The organism is Suilimivivens aceti (genome assembly GCF_025567405.1).
Classification (GTDB): Bacteria; Bacillota; Clostridia; order Lachnospirales; family Lachnospiraceae; genus Suilimivivens; species Suilimivivens aceti.
Genome location: NZ_JAOQKJ010000006.1, coordinates 1 through 20,238 on the forward strand (window position 1 = coordinate 1; position 20,238 = coordinate 20,238).

15 protein-coding genes, 1 tRNA gene and 1 pseudogene are annotated in these 20,238 nt (G+C 44.1%); 14 read left to right on the forward strand and 3 right to left on the reverse strand.

Features of this window, described 5'->3' with window-relative positions; genetic code table 11:
- Positions 1-260 precede the first annotated feature (260 nt).
- Complete coding sequence (locus OCV77_RS07970; protein WP_262574499.1) at positions 261-536, forward strand: carbon storage regulator; 276 nt, start codon at positions 261-263, stop codon at positions 534-536.
- A gap of 153 nt (positions 537-689) precedes the next feature.
- Entirely contained in the window at positions 690-2,081 is a 1,392-nt protein-coding gene (locus OCV77_RS07975; protein WP_262574501.1) for a flagellin N-terminal helical domain-containing protein, read from the forward strand.
- A gap of 110 nt (positions 2,082-2,191) precedes the next feature.
- Here OCV77_RS07975 and OCV77_RS07980 read toward each other — a convergent pair.
- Positions 2,192-2,277 (reverse strand) — tRNA-Ser (locus tag OCV77_RS07980).
- Between the two features lie 264 nt (positions 2,278-2,541).
- Here OCV77_RS07980 and OCV77_RS07985 point away from each other — a divergent pair.
- From OCV77_RS07985 to OCV77_RS08010, 6 genes are all read left to right on the forward strand, one after another.
- A complete protein-coding gene (locus OCV77_RS07985; RefSeq protein ID WP_262574502.1) occupies positions 2,542-3,285 on the forward strand; it encodes an SDR family NAD(P)-dependent oxidoreductase in 744 nt (247 codons plus the stop codon).
- A gap of 131 nt (positions 3,286-3,416) precedes the next feature.
- Positions 3,417-5,708, forward strand: a complete 2,292-nt coding sequence (locus tag OCV77_RS07990; RefSeq protein WP_262574505.1) for a hydratase — start codon at positions 3,417-3,419, stop codon at positions 5,706-5,708.
- Positions 5,709-5,856: 148 nt separating this feature from the next.
- On the forward strand, positions 5,857-6,723 hold the full coding sequence (locus tag OCV77_RS07995) for a peptidoglycan DD-metalloendopeptidase family protein (RefSeq protein WP_262574506.1): 867 nt from the start codon (positions 5,857-5,859) through the stop codon (positions 6,721-6,723).
- Between the two features lie 211 nt (positions 6,724-6,934).
- A complete protein-coding gene (locus tag OCV77_RS08000) occupies positions 6,935-8,329 on the forward strand; it encodes a glycoside hydrolase family 9 protein (protein WP_262574508.1) in 1,395 nt (464 codons plus the stop codon).
- 28 nt (positions 8,330-8,357) lie between these two features.
- Positions 8,358-9,110: a lysophospholipid acyltransferase family protein gene (locus tag OCV77_RS08005; RefSeq protein WP_118799421.1), complete on the forward strand. Its 753-nt coding sequence runs from the start codon at positions 8,358-8,360 to the stop codon at positions 9,108-9,110.
- Positions 9,103-10,053 carry a glycosyltransferase family 2 protein gene (locus tag OCV77_RS08010; protein ID WP_262574510.1) on the forward strand — a complete coding sequence of 317 codons (951 nt, stop codon included), beginning with the start codon at positions 9,103-9,105 and terminating at the stop codon, positions 10,051-10,053. The genes OCV77_RS08005 and OCV77_RS08010 overlap by 8 nt, the downstream gene beginning before the upstream one ends.
- Before the next feature lie 99 nt (positions 10,054-10,152).
- Here OCV77_RS08010 and OCV77_RS08015 read toward each other — a convergent pair whose 3' ends face one another.
- The gene (locus OCV77_RS08015; protein WP_262574511.1) at positions 10,153-11,433 is read right to left on the reverse strand and encodes an IS110 family RNA-guided transposase; all 1,281 of its coding nucleotides are present in this window, start codon (positions 11,431-11,433) and stop codon (positions 10,153-10,155) included.
- A 405-nt stretch (positions 11,434-11,838) separates the two neighbouring features.
- Between OCV77_RS08015 and OCV77_RS08020 the strand changes: the two genes are divergently transcribed.
- The 3 genes from OCV77_RS08020 to OCV77_RS08030 all read left to right on the forward strand — a co-directional run bounded on the left by OCV77_RS08020 (position 11,839) and on the right by OCV77_RS08030 (position 16,809).
- Positions 11,839-13,593, forward strand: a complete 1,755-nt coding sequence (locus OCV77_RS08020; protein ID WP_262574512.1) for an ABC transporter ATP-binding protein — start codon at positions 11,839-11,841, stop codon at positions 13,591-13,593.
- 1 nt (position 13,594) lies between these two features.
- Positions 13,595-15,334 (forward strand): ABC transporter ATP-binding protein, encoded by a 1,740-nt coding sequence (locus tag OCV77_RS08025; RefSeq protein WP_262574513.1) that lies wholly within the window; start codon positions 13,595-13,597, stop codon positions 15,332-15,334.
- 140 nt (positions 15,335-15,474) lie between these two features.
- Positions 15,475-16,809, forward strand: coding sequence for an ATP-binding protein (locus tag OCV77_RS08030; RefSeq protein ID WP_262574515.1), 1,335 nt, complete (start codon positions 15,475-15,477; stop codon positions 16,807-16,809).
- Between the two features lie 680 nt (positions 16,810-17,489).
- Here OCV77_RS08030 and OCV77_RS08035 read toward each other — a convergent pair.
- Positions 17,490-17,921: pseudogene (locus OCV77_RS08035) on the reverse strand (helix-turn-helix domain-containing protein); the annotation flags it as partial.
- A 152-nt stretch (positions 17,922-18,073) separates the two neighbouring features.
- Here OCV77_RS08035 and OCV77_RS08040 point away from each other — a divergent pair.
- From OCV77_RS08040 to OCV77_RS08050, 3 genes are all read left to right on the forward strand, one after another.
- The gene (locus OCV77_RS08040; protein ID WP_262574516.1) at positions 18,074-18,382 is read left to right on the forward strand and encodes a tyrosine-type recombinase/integrase; all 309 of its coding nucleotides are present in this window, start codon (positions 18,074-18,076) and stop codon (positions 18,380-18,382) included.
- Between the two features lie 325 nt (positions 18,383-18,707).
- A complete protein-coding gene (locus tag OCV77_RS08045) occupies positions 18,708-19,148 on the forward strand; it encodes an Hsp20/alpha crystallin family protein (protein WP_118798705.1) in 441 nt (146 codons plus the stop codon).
- Between the two features lie 63 nt (positions 19,149-19,211).
- Entirely contained in the window at positions 19,212-20,225 is a 1,014-nt protein-coding gene (locus OCV77_RS08050; protein WP_262574517.1) for a DnaJ C-terminal domain-containing protein, read from the forward strand.
- Positions 20,226-20,238 lie beyond the last annotated feature (13 nt).

Genomic DNA, 20,238 nt, shown 5'->3' on the forward strand with positions numbered 1-20,238 from the left:
AATATTTTTTAAATTGTTCCAGCTGCTTTACTGACTTGATCGGCTGTGTTGTACTCATAAAATCTTTTCTCCTTTCAGGCATACTGCCAATGTCCATTCTCCGGACAGAACACGGATATTGCAAACAATTTACTGGAGCAAGAATGAAACATTTGATTACAGAATGTTTCATTTTTAAAAAGGAAAGCAGGGAGGCTTGGCTGGAGGCTTTAGGTCCATGGAGCAGCAAAGCAGGATACCAGCAGACAGGGAGGTTAAGGATGTTAAGACTGACAGTAAGCACAGAAGAATATCTGATGATCGGTGACAACGTGAAGATCGTGTTCCTTGGCGGAACGAAGAACCATCTCCGCATCATGGTGGATGCACCGAAGGACGTGAATATCGTCAGAAGCACCGTACTGGAGAACAGGGTCACAGATCCGGAGGAGAAGGCAAAGCTTCCTAAATACTATGCCGAGCCGGAAACGGATTCTAAGTACCTGAAAAAGAAAAAGTCCAGAGTCGTCATTACCCACGGCAATCTGGAGGACTGAGCAAGGTAATAACCGGAGGCTTTGAATGCCATAAGGCAGGGCCCGTCTTTGAAGTTCGGGTTTCCGGTTACTATAAAAAAAGCAACAAAAAAAACAAATAACAAAGTAACTGACGCAAACGGATTTGCGCAGAAATACAAGGAGGTAACTATTATGGTAGTACAACACAATTTAACAGCAATGAACTCTAACAGAATGTTAGGACTCACAACCAAGACCCAGGCAAAGTCCACCGAGAAGCTTTCATCCGGTTATAAGATCAACCGTGCAGCAGATGATGCAGCTGGTCTGTCCATCAGTGAGAAGATGAGAAAGCAGATCAGAGGTCTGACACAGGCTTCCCTGAACGCACAGGATGGTATCAGTGCAGTACAGACTGCTGAAGGTGCCCTGAATGAAGTTCAGGATATGCTGCAGAGAATGAATGAGCTGGCTGTTAAGTCTGCAAACGGTACCAACAGTGAGGATGACAGAAGTTATATCCAGAACGAAATCGATCAGCTGACCACTGAAATTGACCGTGTTGCAGAAACCACAAAGTTCAATGAAACATACCTGCTGAAGGGTGATAAAACTGCGGATAAAAAGAATATTTATTCTTATGGATCGTTTACAAATAAGGCAGCAACTTTCACGGCAGGTGCTGATGGAGCAAGTGGAGCAAAATTGAAAATTACTCTCACTGATCCCACTACTGCAGATACAGCAACATTACAGAATGAGGTAATGAATGCATTGGCAAATAAAGGAGCATCAATTTCTATCGAAAAGGGCCAAACAACGGGTAAAGTTGCTGGCTTGGAGGGATTTGAAGTTGATACAAACGGTAATGTCAAAAAAGATGGTAAAGAAACCGGAGTTAAATTGGAAGTTGATGGTACTATCACCGCAGACACTGGTAAGGATCGTACAGAAACACTTACAATTGCGAGTGTAGACTCAGCAGCTAAGTCAGGACCTGCACAGTATTATGATAAGGATGGAAATAAAATTGCAGCTAACGCTTTAAGCAATTATGTTACCGGTGATAATGGCAAGGTGACACAGATTGCTGGTAAGAAGCTTTATGATGCTGCAGGAAATGAAGCTACTTTAGATGCAGCTGCTATTAAATCAGATGATGATGCACTGGTAGGTGCATTAACACTTACCCTTCATGTAGGTGCAGATGCTACTTCTAATAATCAGATTAGCGTAACTTTGGATGCTATGAGTGCTAAGGGGCTTGGCGTAAATGGATTAAAAGTTGATGGAACAGATGATAAAAATGCTCTTTCTGCAGTAGATACGATCAAGGAAGCGATTCAGAAGGTTTCCACACAGCGTTCAGCTCTTGGTGCTGCCCAGAACCGTCTTGAGCATACCATCAGCAACCTCGACAACGTAGTAGAGAATACCACCAGCGCAGAGAGCCAGATCCGTGATACCGATATGGCTACAGAGATGGTTAAGTACTCCAACAACAACATCCTGTCCCAGGCAGGTCAGGCTATGCTGGCTCAGGCTAATCAGTCTAACCAGGGCGTACTTTCCTTATTACAGTAATTTCTGTAAGAGTAAAATTGCAAAGATGAATTGTGAAGAAGAGGTCGGGTTTTCCGGCCTTTTCTCTTTTGAAGCGAAAGAAAAAGGGGCTGTGAAATAAGCCCCTTAAGCGGAGACGGAGGGATTCGAACCCTCGTGCCCCGGAGGGCTAACGCATTTCGAGTGCGCCCCGTTATGACCGCTTCGATACGTCTCCAACCTTTTTTATTATACTGAGTTACAGAAATGAAGTCAATGAAATAAATTCAGACTTCGGGCAGACTTCACAGCTATCAGGATTTCCAGAGTGACCGCAGCTTTTCCCAGATATAGACGATCCACGCAAACATATTACCACCTCCTGTTAATTCCTATTATATGCACATTCCGGCAGCATAACCGACAAGAAAGTGTGAAGCTATTTTGTTGTTATTCTGGCTGAAATTTTATATGATAAAAGTAGAAGAAGGGAGGTATTTTTATGCTTAAGGGCAAAACAGCAGTTGTAACAGGAGGAACCAGAGGAATTGGTTATGCGGTTGTGAAGAAGTACCTGGAGAACGGAGCACAGGTGATCCTTTTTGGATCGAGAAAGGAAACTGTGGAAAAAGCACTGCAGAAGCTGAAGGAAGAAAATCCGGACTGGCCGGTAGAAGGTGCATGGCCAGATCTGAAGGATCCGGAAGCAGTAAGGACAGAGATAGAAAGGATTCATCAGAAGTACAGAAGAATTGATATTCTGGTAAACAATGCAGGTGTTTCTGACCGAGTACCTACCATAGATTGTGATCCGGCTCATTTTGATGAGGTGATCGGTCTGAATGTAAATGCGATCTTCCATGCGGTACAGCCTGTGGTAAAGATCATGAAGGAGCAGGGCGGCGGCTGTATTCTGAATACCAGTTCTATGGTCAGTAAGTTTGGCCAGCCGTCAGGAGTCGCTTATCCGGCCAGCAAATTCGCAGTGAACGGGCTTACCATTTCTCTGGCAAGGGAGCTTGGTCCTTACCAGATCAGGGTAAATGCGGTGGCACCGGGAGTGACAAGAACAGATATGGTCGCAAGCCTTCCGGAGGAAATGATAAAGCCGCTGATTGACCGGATTCCTTTAAGAAGAGTTGGCGAGCCGGAGGATGTGGCCAATGCATTTCTGTTTCTTGCCAGTGATCTGGCAGCCTACGTGACAGGTGAGATCCTGTCCGTGGATGGTGCAGCGATGAGCTGATCTGCGACAGGGACATATTGGAACGATACCGACTATTTTTCGGTATGATCATTAAGAATGATTGCAAAGCAGTATATTTTATTTTATACTGATTACTGATAAACAGCAATCAAAGGAGGCAACAGATACATATGGTTCAGGTATTGGGCAGTGGTGCTTATCTTGTAAATGGAGTGGAGATCATTCCGGATGATGAGCAGGCAGGCGTAGCGCTGAAAGCAAAGACCGACAGAGAGATTTCAAAAGAAAGTGCCAGAAAGGGTACGATCGCTTATGGGATTCTGGAGGAGCATAATACTTCCGGAAATATGGGCAAGCTTAGGATTAAATTTGACAAGCTGACATCCCATGATATTACGTTTGTGGGAATTATCCAGACGGCAAGAGCTTCAGGCCTTACGAAATTCCCGATTCCCTATGTACTGACCAACTGTCATAATTCGCTTTGTGCGGTGGGTGGTACGATCAATGAAGATGATCATATGTTTGGACTGACCTGCGCAAAGAAGTATGGCGGTGTCTATGTACCTCCTCATCAGGCAGTCATCCATCAGTTTGCGAGAGAAATGCTGGCTGGCGGCGGCAAGATGATCTTGGGAAGTGATTCCCACACAAGATATGGTGCTCTTGGAACCATGGCCATGGGAGAAGGCGGACCGGAGCTGGTAAAGCAGCTTTTGTCACAGACCTATGACATTAACATGCCGGGTATCGTTGGTGTGTATCTGACCGGAGAGCCGAAGAAGGGTGTAGGTCCGCAGGACGTGGCACTTGCTATCATTGGTGAAGTATTTGCCAGTGGTTATGTAAAGAATAAGGTCATGGAATTTGTAGGTCCCGGTGTGGCTTCCTTAAGTGCAGATTTCAGGATCGGCATTGATGTCATGACGACAGAAACGACATGCCTGTCATCTATCTGGAAGACGGATGAGACCATTAAGGAGTTCTACGAGATCCATGGCAGAAGTGAAGAATATAAGGAATTAAATCCTGCAGATGTGGCATATTATGATGGTATGATCACGATCGATCTGGGAACCATTGAGCCCATGATCGCCATGCCGTTCCATCCGAGCAATACCTATACGATTGCAGAACTGAATGCCAATCTGATGGATATTTTAAATGATGTAGAGAAAAAGGCAGCCGTTTCTTTGGACGGTGCTGTACCGTATACCCTGAAGGATAAGGTAAGAAATGGCAGGTTCATGGTAGATCAGGGAATCATTGCAGGCTGTGCCGGCGGTGGATTTGAGAATATCTGTGCGGCGGCGGATATTATGAAAGGCAGCTACATCGGATCTGATGAATTTACCTTAAGCGTATACCCGGCTTCCATGCCAGTCTATATGGAGCTGATCAAAAATGGCTGTGCAGCGACACTGCTTGAGACAGGAGCTGTTTTGAAGACGGCATTCTGCGGTCCCTGCTTTGGCGCAGGAGATACACCGGCAAACAATGCGTTCAGTATCCGTCATTCCACAAGAAACTTCCCGAACAGAGAAGGCTCCAAGCTGCAGAGTGGACAGATCGCTTCCGTAGCACTGATGGATGCACGTTCCATTGCCGCAACAGCGGCAAATAAAGGTGTTCTGACACCGGCAACAGAGTTTGATGGCACGATCGGTAAATACAAATATCATTTTGATGCCAATATTTATAAGAACAGAGTCTTCGACTCCCAAGGCGTGGCAGATCCTTCAGTGGAGATCCATTTTGGACCCAATATCAAGGACTGGCCTGCTATGGAGGCACTCCCGGAGAACCTGGTGCTTCAGGTTGTTTCCGAGATCCATGACCCGGTAACCACCACAGATGAGCTGATTCCTTCCGGAGAAACCTCATCCTATCGTTCCAATCCTCTTGGACTTGCAGAGTTTACCCTTTCCAGAAAGGATCCTGCTTATGTGGGACTTGCCAAGGAGATCCAGAAGGCAGAGAAGGAAAGAGTACAGGGAGGACATCCCTGTCAGGCATTCCCGTATCTGAAAGAAGTCATGGGAACGATCAAAGAGCAGTTTGCAGAAGTAAATCATACCAACACAGGATTTGGCTCTACTATCTTTGCAGTAAAGCCAGGTGATGGTTCTGCCAGAGAGCAGGCGGCCTCCTGCCAGAAGGTGCTTGGCGGCTGGGCAAATATCGCCAATGAATATGCGACAAAGAGATATCGTTCCAACCTGATCAATTGGGGTATGCTTCCTTTCCTGATCCCTGAAGGAGAGCTGCCATTTACCAATAAGGATTTTCTGTTCTTCCCCGGCATCCGCAGTGCTGTAGAGGAGAAGGCAGAGGAGATCACAGGCTATACGGTAAAGAACGGCAGTATGAAAGCATTTACTGTGAGGCTTGGAGATCTTACAGATGAAGAACGGCAGATCATTCTGGATGGCTGCCTGATCAATTATAACCGCGTTAAATGAGTCAGTATAAAGGACAGTATTTTGAAAACGATTCAGAATACTGTCTTTTTTAGTATCTCTCCATGAATAAACAGGAAGTATCGGGTAAAACTATCCATAGAACAATGAATTTCATCAACCGGATGGAAAAGGAATGGAGAGATAGAAAATGAAAAGGAAAATAAGAAGAAAAGGTCTGCTGAAGGAACGGATCGCCATGGCAGTCTGTGCTGTTACGGTGCTTGGGGTATTAACAGCCACAGGCTTGTGGATGAAGGACAGTACTTCCACGCAGGACCGTGGATATGTTGTGGACTTAAGTGAAATGGAAAACGGAGCGGCAAATGATACTGGGGATGAGATCAGGGCGATCCAGCATGTGCAGGAACAGGAGGTGACGGGAGACGACCTTGATTATGATCCATATTTTCAGGAAACAGGGTCGCAGAACGTGGAGAATCCGGATGGGTCTGTAAGTGAGAGTATGTCAGCATCACCGGCAGAGGATGTGGCAGCAGGAGAAAAGCTGCCTGAAGATGCGGCAGAAAAGGAAGGAACAGGCACGAAAGCTCAGGAAACAGATGCACCAGCAATCTCCACGGCCATGCAGCCGACTCTTTCCTTTGGAGATACGGATACTCTTGTCTGGCCGGTCGTAGGAAACGTGCTGATCAATTACAGTATGGACAAGACCGTGTATTTCCCGACACTGGATCAGTACAAATATAACCCGGCTATTGTAATCGCTGCAAATGAGGGAGACATGATCACGGCAGCGGCAGCGGGTAAAGTGACAAGTGTATTTGAGGATCCGCAGATCGGGCAGGCGGTTACTATGGATCTTGGTAATGGATATGAGATCACCTACGGACAGCTTAAGGAAATACTGGTCTCAGAAGGCAGCTATGTGTCCATGGGAGATATGATCGCCAGTGTGGCAGCTCCGACGAAATACTACAGTATTGAGGGAACCAATGTATATTTCAAGCTGACAAAGGATGGTAATCCTGTCAATCCCATGACCAGACTCAGCTAGGGAACCCACGGCTAGGAACCGGAAAACGAAAATATCTTTACCCGACTGTTAAAAACAGGTATAATCAATAGAGATATACCATTTGGGAGGAAGAATCTTGCGAAGGCATTCGGTAATTTGGGTTTTCCTTTGCCTGATTGTCCTTACGGGATGCGGCAGTATAAAGGAAAACCGGCAGAATGGCCAGGAAAATATACCTGAGGCTGACAGTATGGAACAGGAACCACAGCTTTCTTATGAGGTGCCGGTAAGCATGCCGGGGATCCTGGTTGACCGGCTCGGCTATCTGCCAGAGGAGAATAAAACTGTTATTTTTAAAGGAAAGGATCTGCCGCAGGAATTTTATGTGGTAGATAAGAAAACAGAACAGATTGTTTATCAGGGGTATCCGGAGATCCGAAAGGAAGAGGGAGAAGAAAAGGAGGCATACGGTGACTTTTCTGATTTTGCTGCTCCGGGCACCTATTACATAGAAGCACCGATCCTTGGGAAATCCTATTCTTTTTCCATATCGGATGCGGTGTATGATTCCCTTTTTCAGGAGGCCTGTAAACAGTATTATTATAACCGGTGCGGTATGACCCTTGGCAGTGAGTATGCGGGGGATAAGGCACATAATGCCTGTCATACCGGTAAGAGTGTGCTCCGGGGAAATGATTCTGTAAGTATGGATGCTTCCGGCGGATGGCATCAGAATGAAAATGGTGAAAAAAATATTACCGGTGCTTCCGGGGCTATGGCTGTGCTGATGATGTCCTATGAGCTGTATCCACAGGAATATACCGACCAGGAAGGATTACCGGAAAGTGGAAATCAGATCCCGGATATTCTGGATGAGATCCGTTATGAAACAGGGTGGTTCCTTAAAATGCAGGATAAACAGACCGGTGCAGTATATGCGGGTGTTACAGCCTATGACAAGGGCAGTTATGTGGAACCGGCCTGTGCAAAGGCAGAATTTGCTTTTGCCATGACGATGGCAAAGTTCGGATATCTGTATCAGAATTATGACAAGGAATATGCCATGACTTGTCTGAAAGCAGCGGACCGGGCATTTAAACATGCAGTTTTATGTGAGGAAGCAGATGACCGGGAAGAAAAAATCTGGCGGTTTGCAGCTGCAGCAGAGATTTACCGGGCGGCAGGGCAGGTATCCTATCAGAAATATCTGGTAGAATATCTTTCAGATGGAGATCTGACGCTGGCAGGGGATATGGTGCAGCTTTCAGGCTGTGTTACATATATATCTACGAAACAGGCGGTAAGTATGGTACTGTGTGAAAAGATCATGACGATGCTGATGGATCAGGCTGAAGAAATTTCTGAGGAAGTCAGGGGATCCTTGTATATGACTTCGACAGAAGCAGAGGGTGACAGCAGCAGGATCCTGACGCAGGCAGCATATCTGACAGTGGTCAATCACGTGATTTCCAATTACGAGTATAAGCTGATGATAGAAAACCAGCTCCATTATCTCCTTGGCAGAAATGAGAGGGGGATTGATTATATCAGCGATGACACAGAGGAAGCTCCCTGTGTGATCAATCAGTTCAAAGAAGACAGTATGCTGGTATTTATGCTGGCTGGTATTGTTTCCGGAAGCTGAAGATGTGACAGAAAAGAGAGGATAAAATATGATACGTTTGATTTTGGTTGCAGTATTTCTGGTACTTTTTCTGGTGCTTGGCATACCGCTGCTGCTGATCGAGTGGGTGATCGGTAAATTTAATCAGAGGGCGAAGGATATCAGCTCCCTGCGCATCGTGCAGTGGGCATTTAAGATGATCCTGTTTCTTGCCGGTACCAAGGTTGTTATAAAAGGTGAGGAAAATGTACCAAAGAATGAACCGGTTCTGTATGTGGGAAACCACAGGAGCTATTTTGATATTGTTATCACATATTCAAGAGTTCCAGATCTGACAGGATATATCGCCAAGAAGGAAATGCTGAGATGGCCGCTTCTGGTAAACTGGATGAAGAATCTGCATTGTCTGTTCCTGGACAGACAGGATGTGAAGCAGGGACTGAAGACAATACTGACTGCCATTGACAAGGTAAAAGCAGGCATATCCATCTGTATTTTCCCGGAAGGAACCAGAAACCGGGTCAATGACACGTTTATGGAATTCCATGAAGGGAGCTTCAAGGTGGCAAGTAAGAGCGGCTGTGCTGTAGTGCCTATGGCAATCTATAATTCCGCTGCTATTTTTGAAGATCATATCCCGTGGATCAGGAAAACCACGGTGATCGTAGAGTACGGCAAGCCCTTCTACATTAAGGATCTGCCGAAGGAAACCCAGAAAAGGGTTGGTGCATACAGCAGAGATCTGATCATGGAAAATTATTTCCGTCTGAAGGAAGAAGCAAAGGAGAACGGATATGGATAAGATAGCAGTATTGATTCCCTGTTATAATGAGGAAAAGACGATTGCCAAGGTGGTAAAGGATGCAAAGGCAGCACTGCCAGAGGCGGTGATCTATGTATATGATAATAATTCCACAGACAGAACGGTAGAACTGGCAAGGGAAGCAGGGGCTGTGATCCGGCATGAATATATGCAGGGAAAAGGCAATGTCATCCGCAGGATGTTCCGGGAAGTGGAAGCCCGCTGCTATATCATGGTGGACGGGGATGATACCTATCCCATGGAATTCGCACCGGAAATGGTAGACAAGGTATTACATCACAATGCAGATATGGTAGTCGGTGACAGACTTTCCTCCACTTATTTTTCAGAGAATAAGCGTCCTTTCCACAATATGGGAAATTCCCTGGTACGCGCCAGTATCAATCGGCTGTTTCAGTGTGATATCAAGGATATTATGACCGGATTCCGCGCATTCAGTTATGGCTTTGTCAAGACTTTCCCAATCCTGTCAAAGGGCTTTGAAATCGAAACAGAAATGACGATCCATGCTGTATATAATCAGCTGCAGATCGATAATGTGATCGTGGATTACAGGGACAGGCCAGAGGGCAGTGTATCCAAGCTGAATACCTATGCTGATGGATTTAGGGTTCTTGGGACCATTTTCAGGCTGTACCGGGATTATAAGCCCTTTGGCTTTTTCAGTCTGTTTGCACTTCTGTTGGCAGTAGTTTCGGTGTTGTTTTTTATACCGGTACTGGCAGAATATTTTGCTACAGGACTGGTACTGAAGTTCCCGACGCTGATCGTGTGTGGATTTGTCATGCTGGCTGCCATCCAGTCTTTCTTTGCGGGACTGATGTTATCCAACAGTGCGCAGAAGAACCGGAGAGACTTTGAATATCGTTATACTCTCGTCTGCGAAAAAGAACTGAGACAGAGAGAGCAATTTGGTAAATAGTCAAGAAGTATTTTGAAATGCTTTTCATATAAATGGGTAACTTTAATAGACCTACGGCTTGTTTTTCAAAAAAGACGTAAGTTAGGAATTCGATATGGATTACCTACTCTTTTCCGGAGAGTAGAGTTGGCCTTTGTCCAGCAGACCAAAGAGCAGACGTATAAATTTACGGGAAGTCAACGCGAGTGCTCGTTTATGCTGATGTGTTCTTGTTTCAGCATATTTCTTCTCATAGAAAGCTCGATATTCAGGACAGTGCCTTATAACACTTCCAGTAGCTTCTATGATGTAGTAGCGCAGATATCTGTTGCCAGCTTTGCTCATGTGTTTGTCCTCAGCGACAAAGTCACCGGAGTCATTATCGTTCCAAACGATGCCGCAGTATTTGGCAAGAGCATTGGCATTAGGAAAAGCCTTTATGGAACCCATTTCAGCTAAGATACCAGCGGAATAAACTTTACCGATTCCAGGTATGGAATTCAGTACAGTATACTCGTCAGGGTTTAATCCCTGAACTGTTTGAAGAATTGCTTTATCAATCGCTTTCAGCTCTCTTTCAAAGGAACTGATGCAGTTAAAGGAAGACGCGATTGAAATAGTAAGTGGCTCATAAAGACATTTATCGAGTCTGTATGAGTTGCGCGCTGCAGCCTGTAGAATTTTGGCTGTTTCTTCTGGATCAGCAATACGACCTTTGCTTTTTGAATTGATAAAAGAGACAAGGTCTTCTAACGAAGAGTTCACGATATCTTCATTGGTTGTGTACTCAGTAAGAATGGCTTCAGCAGTTGCACCATATTTGTTAGCGAATGGATGTTTTCCATCGCGAAGTAAAGCGTATTCACTGAACTTCAGATAAATGTTGTTTAGCATGTAGGTCTTTTCGCTTGCAATACATTCAGTGATATGCATGCGGTGTCTGGTAAGGCGCTGCAAAGCAAGGTATTGGGAACCACGCCACGGCTTGATTGCAATACGTCCGACACGGGCGAAATCAGCAATCACATAAGAGTCAATGCCATCATTCTTTCCAATGTCATTAAAAGACTTTTTATAGTTCTTAACTTCCTTGGGATTAAGGCAATAAACTCTGACAGAGAATGGAGCTAGTAAGTCGCTGGCAGAAAGATAATTCGCCAGATGCACTCCATAGAAGCCGGTAGCTTCCATACCGATAACAACGTATTTGAACTGATGGTTGTGTTCTAACACATCAGAAATCATCTGTTCAATAAGTCCCGCACCTTCTTGAGTGTTCTCTACAGGTTTCATTTTGATGTAGAACTGCTCATTAAAATCAAGTGCAGAGACGACATGAACACGGGATGCAATATCAATCCCGACAAACAGTGTTGTAAGGTAATCAATATGTTCTTTCACGGATCATCACCACCTTTCAATACAGAATGAAGAAAAGTAATCATGGTTTATCCCAGATCACTACGCCACCCTAAACCTCGCGTTATGAGCATTACCTGGCAGAAATACCCTGCTGGTGGCTAGATACCAGGATGCAGCATTTGTGTAATAAGTCTTAGCGTAGCATTAGGGCTGCATGCTTTCTTGGCAATAGTAAAAACTTTGCTGGAGTGATGAAGCAGTGACCATAGCTACAGTTCTTATAGAACTTATTGTAACATCTGGGACCATGACTATAAAGTAACTTATTAACTATGTGGGTATAAAAGGATGTCCAACAATTCATCCATACCTACATCATAAAAAATAAGTCTATAGCCTCTGAATGAGAGGTCTATAAACTTATAATACGAGGAGTGAACAAGTGTGAAAGAAAAAAAGAAGTCGGCAGTCAGCTGGATTCTGATATGGGCCGGACAAAAAAGAATTGCCTATGTGTGGAGTGTGTTACTTGCAATAGGAAATGTGGTTTTTAAGATTTTTCCGTATTTTATCATTGCAGATGTAGTAAAGCTGTTTTTAAGTGGTGAGAAGGAGCTTGAGAAATATCTTGTAAAAGTGGTTCTGATCGCGCTGTCGTTTATCATTGCGGAACTGTTTCATTCACTCTCAACGGCATTGTCACATAAAGCAACATTTGCTGTACTCGCAAATATAAGAAAATCCTGCTGTGACAAGCTGGCCCGGGTGCCACTTGGTTATGTGAAGGATACACCATCCGGTACATTTAAGAATATCATGGTGGAAAGAATCGACAGTATTGAGACGACACTGGCGCATATTGTCCCGGAATTCACCTCCAATCTGCTGGCACCGATTGTGATTTTGATCTATTTCTTTTTGACAGACTGGAGACTGGCACTCTGGTCATTGGTGCCGGTTATAGTGGGATTTCTTTCCTATTTTGGCATGATGCTTGAGTATAAGCCGAGCTTTGAGAGAACGGTTCAGACAACAAAAGATCTGAATGATGCGGCAGTGGAATATATTGACGGAATCGAAGTAATAAAGGCATTTGGAAAGACAGAAAGCTCTTATGCCAAATTTACCAAGGCGGCTATGGAATATGCGGATTCCTTTATTTCCTGGATGAAAAGGTGCTCAATATTTCATGCACTGATGATGGTGGTCACACCCTATACGCTTCTTACGGTATTGCCGTTTGGGGCACACTATGCAGCGAATGGAACACTTGCGGTTTCTGATTTTGTCATCTGTATTATTTTATCACTTGGAATCGTTGGGCCGTTGATCACAGTGGGTTCCTATACAGATGATCTTGGCAAGATCGGAGTGATTGTTGATGAAGTGGCGGGGATTCTGGAACAGCCGGAGCTGGAACGTCCAGAGAAAAGTGAAGGTGTTCCAAAAGATAACTCCGTTACTCTTGAAGATGTCAGATTTGGTTATCACGACAAAGAAATCCTGCACGGAGTAACTATGAAGCTGAAAGCAGGAACGGTAAATGCAATCGTAGGACCTTCCGGAAGCGGAAAGTCAACCATTGCAAAGCTGATCGCATCCCTGTGGGATGTGGATTTTGGAAGTATCAAAATCGGCGGAGTTGATGTAAAAGAAATGGCATTTGCAGATTTTAACCGGAAAATTGCATATGTTGCACAGGACAATTATCTGTTTAATGAAACGGTCTGTGAAAATATCAGACAGGGAAATCCGGATGCGACAGATGAACAGATCATCGAGGTGACAAAGAAAAGCGGATGCTATGAATTTATCATGCAGCTGGAAAATGGATTTGATACGGTTGTAGGAGGCGCAGGAGGACATCTGTCAGGAGGCGAGAGACAGCGTATCTCGATTGCAAGAGCAATGCTGAAAGATGCTCCGATCGTGATCCTTGATGAGGCAACTGCTTACACAGATCCGGAAAATGAGGCAATTCTGCAGAGCTCTATCGCAAAACTGGTAGCGGGGAAGACATTGCTTGTAATAGCACACAGACTTTCTACCATTAAGGACAGTGACCAGATTTTTGTTGTAAATGATGGAAATGTAACAGCACATGGCACGCATGAGGAGCTTCTGGTGTCATGCCCGCTTTATAATGAGATGTGGAATGCCCATATTTCTGTAAAAGATACTGTGAAGGAGGGAGAATGATATGGTTGGGATTCTGGCAAAATTCTTTCGTTTCTCGGGCAGGGAAAATAGTAATAAATTTAAAATTTCGATGGTGATCGGACTCATAGAGGCTCTTGCCTCAGCAATGAAGATTCCGGCTATTATGTACATATTGATCGGTCTGCTGAGTGGAAAACCGATAGGAAAATATATTGGAGGATCCATTGCGATTATGGTCATTGCAATCGTAGCTGATGTTATCTGTAAAAGATATTCTACAGTGCTTCAGACAGAAGGCGGATATAATGCAAGTGCTTTTATGAGAATCAAGATTGCAGAGCATCTGCGCTATCTGCCAATGGGATATTTTAATTCCAATAGTATCGGGGAAATTTCTTCCATTACGACCAATACAATGGAAGTACTTGGCGATGTGGCTGCGAGAGTGGTCATGCTGACTATGCAGGGAATCCTGGAAACATCAATGATCATTCTTATACTGTTTCTTTTTGACTGGAGAATCGGTCTGATAGCTGCAGCAGGAGTGCTTATTTTCTTTGGTGTCAATTCTGTGATGCAGAATGCAGGGAAAAAAGCTTCAGAGCAGAAAGTAGTATGTGATACAGAGCTTGTAAACCAGATCATGGAGTATCTGCAGGGAATATCAGAAGTAAAATCATACAATCTGCTTGGAAAACAGGCGAAAAGATTAAATGATGCAAATGAAGCATGCGAAAGGATCAATACAAAGATGGAACTTTTGTTTGTTCCCTATCATTTCCTGCAAAGTGTGGTAACAAAAATCACAGGTGCGGTGATCGTAGCGTGCAGTGCATATTTTTATATCAATGGAACCATGAGTGCGGTCTATGCGATCGGTATGACAATCTCAGCATTTATGCTTTATTCCAGTCTGGAATGCGCGGGAAATTATTCATCCCTTTTGCATGTGGTAAGTGTATGCGTAGATAAAGCAAATGCAATACTGGCACTGGATACCATGGATATCGATGGCAAAGAAATCCAGCCGGAAAATTACGATATCAGACTTTCTGACATTTCGTTTTCTTATGACAAACGGAAGATTATTGATGATGTATCGCTATCTATTCCTCAGAAAACAACGACAGCAATCGTTGGACCATCTGGTGGAGGAAAATCAACACTTTGCAATCTGATTGCCAGATTCTGGGATGTGGATTCCGGAGAAGTGACGCTTGGAGGTGTGAGTGTAAAAGACTACAGCATGAACAGTCTGATGCGTAATTTTTCATTTGTGTTTCAGTCTGTGTATTTGTTTGCAGACACCATTGAGAATAATATTAAATTTGGACGTCAGGATGCAAGCCATGAGGAAGTGATGGAAGCGGCAAAGAAAGCGTGCTGTCACGATTTCATCAGTAAACTTCCTGATGGATATGACACAGTAATCGGAGAAGGCGGAGCCACACTTTCCGGTGGTGAGAAGCAGCGTATTTCGATAGCCAGAGCAATCATGAAGGATGCACCAATCGTTATATTAGATGAGGCAACGGCCAATGTTGATCCGGAGAATGAAAAAGATCTGATGGATGCAGTAGATGCACTTACAAAGGAAAAAACGATTATCATGATTGCCCACAGATTAAAAACAGTCAGACATGCAGACCAGATTGTGGTTGTTGACAAAGGAAGAATTGTGCAGCAGGGAACACATGAGCAGCTAATGAAGCAGGAAGGTATTTATAAGAGATTTGTGGATGCAAGGCAGCAGGCGGTAAGCTGGAAACTGGCGCATTGAGAAATAATCCACAGCTGGTGAATATCCAAATGGAATTAAATATTTTTGTGTTTTCGGTTGTAGTTATCATAGATTTCACATATAATAAAAGTGTGATTGCTTAGTACAAAAACACAAATAAAAATGTGAGGAATGATTCTGTGGAACGATTTATCTTAAAAAAATTGCTGGCTTGGAAGAATTCTCCCTACCGCAAGCCTTTAATCTTGAAGGGCGTACGTCAGGTGGGTAAGACTTGGATTCTGAAAGAGTTTGGCAGGCGCTATTATGAAAATACAGCTTACTTTAACCTCGACGAAAATGAAGAATATAAGCAATTTTTTGAAACAACCAAGGATGTGGATCGGATTCTACAAAACCTTATACTGGCAAGCGGTCAAAAAATCGTGCCTGAAAAAACCCTTATCATTTTTGATGAGGTGCAGGACTGCCCTAAGGTCATTAACTCTATGAAGTATTTTTGCGAGAATGCACCACAGTATCACGTTGCCTGCGCTGGTTCTCTGCTTGGTATTGCTCTGGCAAAACCTTCCTCTTTTCCAGTGGGTAAGGTCAACTTTATGCAGATTGATCCGATGACCTTTAATGAATTCCTGCTTGCTAACGGTGATGAAAATCTGGCACAGTATCTGGAAAAGGTGGATATCCTTGAACCCATCCCTGACGCCTTCTTTAATCCGCTATATGAGAAGCTGAAAATGTACTATGTCACCGGTGGTATGCCGGAGTCGGTATTGATGTGGACGGAAGCACGGGATGTTTCTGCCATGCAGGAAGCATTGTCCGGAATCATCGGAGCCTATGAGCGTGATTTTGCAAAACATCCTAATCTCAGCGAGTTCCCGAAAATCTCAATGATTTGGAAATCCATTCCTTCTCAACTGGCAAAAGAGAATAAGAAGTTCATCTATAAAGTGGTCAAGGAAGGAGCACGAGCCCGTGAGTACGAGGATGCCTTGCAATGGCTGGTAGATGCCCGTCTGGTGCATAAGGTTTACCGCAGCCAAGCTCCCAGCCTGCCGATTGCAGCCTACGATGACCTGTCTGCTTTCAAGATTTATCTGGTGGATGTGGGACTGCTCCGCCGTCTGGCACAGCTTTCTCCCACTGCCTTTGGCGAAGGTAACCGCCTTTTTACTGAATTCAAAGGCGCATTAACCGAAAACTTTGTGCTGCAGACTTTAATTACTCAGTTTGAAGTCATGCCCCGTTATTGGAGCCAGAACAACCCGCCTTACGAAGTGGATTTCCTCATTCAGCGGGAGAACGACATCTTCCCCGTGGAGGTCAAATCCGAAACCAACACATCCAGCAAGAGTATGAAGAAGTTCAAGGAACTGTTTCCTGACAAGGTCAAGCTCCGCATCCGTTTCTCATTGGACAATCTGAAGCTGGACGATGATGTGCTGAATATCCCACTGTTCATGGCAGATCAGACGGATCGATTGATTGGGTTGGCATTGCCGACCAGATGATCTCTATTATCTGGACGATGGTGAGAAGAAGAATCATGCAATTTTCCGGGATATTTTGGCGGAAAAGCCTATTCTTCCTACTGCAAATGCTGTGCTTGATGGAAAATATGATAAAGTCAATGCTGATAATGAAGTAAAAACACCAAATTATCATAGGAACGAGGCAGTGGTTATGATAAGATTGTTGAAGCAACCGGTAAAAATGAGCTGCTTGCTCCGAGAATTGAAAATCAGAATAACCAATTCACAAAAGCAATATTGTTTGCAAAAGTACCATTTGAATTAACTACCAAAGAAGATCGGATGCGGACTTGCTATATGCAGGCGTGTCTAGCATATGTCAATTTTGAAGGTATTTCTAATTCAGATATTCGAAAAATATTTGGTCTGGGAGAAAAAGAGAAGGCCAAGGCATCAAGACTTCTTACCAGTGCTGTCGAAGGTGGATATATTAAAGTAATGGACCCGGATACAGCACCAAGATATAAAAAGTACATTCCATATTGGGCATAATTTAAGTTTCGCTAAGTTTCACTTATATAAGCACGTGAGAGAATTTTAATAGAAAAATATGCTAAAAAGGCACTGAAAACAATGGATTACCGGTTTTTCAGTGCCTTTTCCTTGAGTAAAAAGAAAAAAATATAATAAATTTAAGTTTTGCTAAGTTGCACTAAGCTCTATTCGTTTGATTTCCGCCACTGTTTTGATGGTTCTCGTTTTCCACAATCATCACAGGTCTGTGGCCAGTTGATTTTCCATTCAAAATATTCATCTCTGGTAATTGCACCAGATTTCAGTTCTTCTTTTCTAAGCGTCCATTCTTTCAGAAAATCGTTAAGAACTCCATAATTAAACCACATACCAACAGGTGAATGTGCAGGCCAGCTATCGGAATCATGGTAACGGACAGCGATATCGTCACTGGAATTTGATTTTTCGCCTGGATAAGTCTCTAACTGAAAGAGATTAATCATGCCAGGATTAAATTCGTCAATCCAGAATAGGATTTCCATCAGTTCAGAAGCATTCATCGTAGTTGGTTCATGCAGTGTCAGTGGATTCACATCCAAAATCTTAGCCATTTCAGTAACCAGATCTTTACGGGGAACTAGCTTTTTATGGGGAGCATTGAAGATACTCCGGAAACGGTCGGTATGCTTGGAAAGAAGCTACCGATATTTAGAATGCTTGGTTTGCAGAGTAATGTGGAGATCGGTGGACTAGTGGATTCATCTTCAATACAAAGCATGGACGTCCGATAATGTCGGCGGGAGTGAACAGCTTTCTAAAAAATATTGTCAATGCCTATAATAAGAAAGAAAGCAAACTGGCAGAAGAAGAGAAGCGAGAGACGGGGCTGATGCCGCCTATTTCATCGAATACCCTTCGTCATACGGGATGTACCAGATTGGGTGAAAACAACGTCAATCCCAAAGTTATGCAGTATGTGATGAGCCATTCAGATGCACAGATCACAATGAATGTCTATAATCATATTGCAGAAAAGTCTCATGTGGAGAATGGGATGTCTAAAATGAACCTGCCGGAAACCGTACCTGTTGTGGTATAAATCATAAGTTGTTGTCGTAAAAATGTGGTCAAATCAAGAAAATCGAGTGCGAAAGCAAGTGAAAAATCCCTGTGAAGTAGTGGCATACGCCATGCACAGCTCGGGAAAGAATTCCTTCGCTGTCGGGCTGCCGCCCTATACATTTCCATGAAAGAGCCATCTTTACCAAGCAAGCTTGAAAGAAGGCTCTTTCACGTAAATGTGCATGACTCGCAGCGTTCACAAAATCTTCACAAAAAATTAGCACTCACCACTTGACAGTGCTAATAATAGGTGTTATATTACATGTAGAACAAAGGAAGAGGAAAGAATGGAGGAATGACTTATGTTAATGCCTAGTGTATATGGAAGAGATTTCTTTGATGATTTAATGGATGGTTTTGGATTCCCGGATGTAAATAAGAAGCTGTATGGCAGGCATGCGAAGAACATGATGAAGACAGATATCAGGGAGACCGATGAGGGATATGAAGTGATCATGGATCTGCCGGGATTCAAGAAGGATGAGATCGAGGTTCAGCTTGAAAACGGTTATCTGACTGTATCAGCAGCCAAGGGACTTGACAAGGATGAAGCCGATAAGAAAGGTAAATACATCTGCAGAGAGCGTTATGCCGGTGAAATGAGCAGAAGCTTCTATGTAGGTGAGGATATCCTTGATACCGATATTCATGCAAGGTTTGAAAATGGTATTCTGAAGCTGGATGTTCCAAAGAAGGAAGCGAAGGCAGTGGAAACAAAGAAACATGTTGCCATTGAAGGATGACAGGTAACCTGCCCCGGACTTTCCGGGGCATTTTTTGAATAAGCAGAAAAGAGGGTGAGAACAGTGGCTGATAAACGAGATTATTATGAAGTACTTGGCGTAGCAAGAAATGCAGATGACGCAGCGATCAAAAAAGCATACCGTAAGCTTGCGAAGAAATATCACCCGGATATGAATAAGGACAATCCCTCCGCTGAAGAGAAATTCAAGGAAGTCACGGAGGCTTATAATATATTAAGTGATAAGGAAAAGAGAAAACTGTATGATCAGTTTGGCCATGCTGCCTTTGACGAAGGGGGCGGCAACTCCGGAGCCGGTGGCTATCAGGGCGGTTTTGGCTCAGATGGTACCTTCCATTTTAATGGCGGTCCCGGTGGCGGCTATCAGGAGTTCCATTATTCCGGAGATAATCTGGATGATATTTTTGATGGTATTTTCGGAGGCTTCAAAGGAAAGGGATTTGGCAGTGGATTCCACTCCAAAGGCTTCCGCACGCAGGATTTTGAGGATAATGGCGGGTTCTTTGGAGGAGGGGGCAGAAGTCGCAGCCAGGAAGGAGAGGATGTTCTGGCTAAGGTGGATGTTACCTTTGAAGAAGCGGCTCTTGGCGCTGATAAGGTGATCCATTTCCGGTCACCAGACGGGAAAGAAGAGTCCCTGCAGGTGCATATCCCGGCAGGTATTGATTCCGGACAGAAGATCCGGCTGAAAGGCAAAGGCATGCCGGGAAGAAATGGCGGCGGTGCCGGTAACATGCTTCTGGAGGTCAATGTCCTTAAGAAACCCGGCTTTGAACGGAAGGGCATGGACATTTATACCACAGTTGAAATTCCCTTTGCAACAGCAGCCCTTGGCGGTGAGGCGATCGTACCTACCTTAAATGGGCGGGTAAGCTGCAAGATCAAAGAAGGAACCCAGTCCGGAACAAAGATCCGGCTGAAGGGCAAAGGAATCGTATCCATGAAGAATGCTTCGGAAAAAGGTGATGAATATGCGGTGATCCAGATTCAGGTGCCAAAGCATCTAAGTCCGGACGCAAGACAGAAACTGACAGAGTTTGTAAAGGCAGCTTCCTGATGAGGGAGGCTGC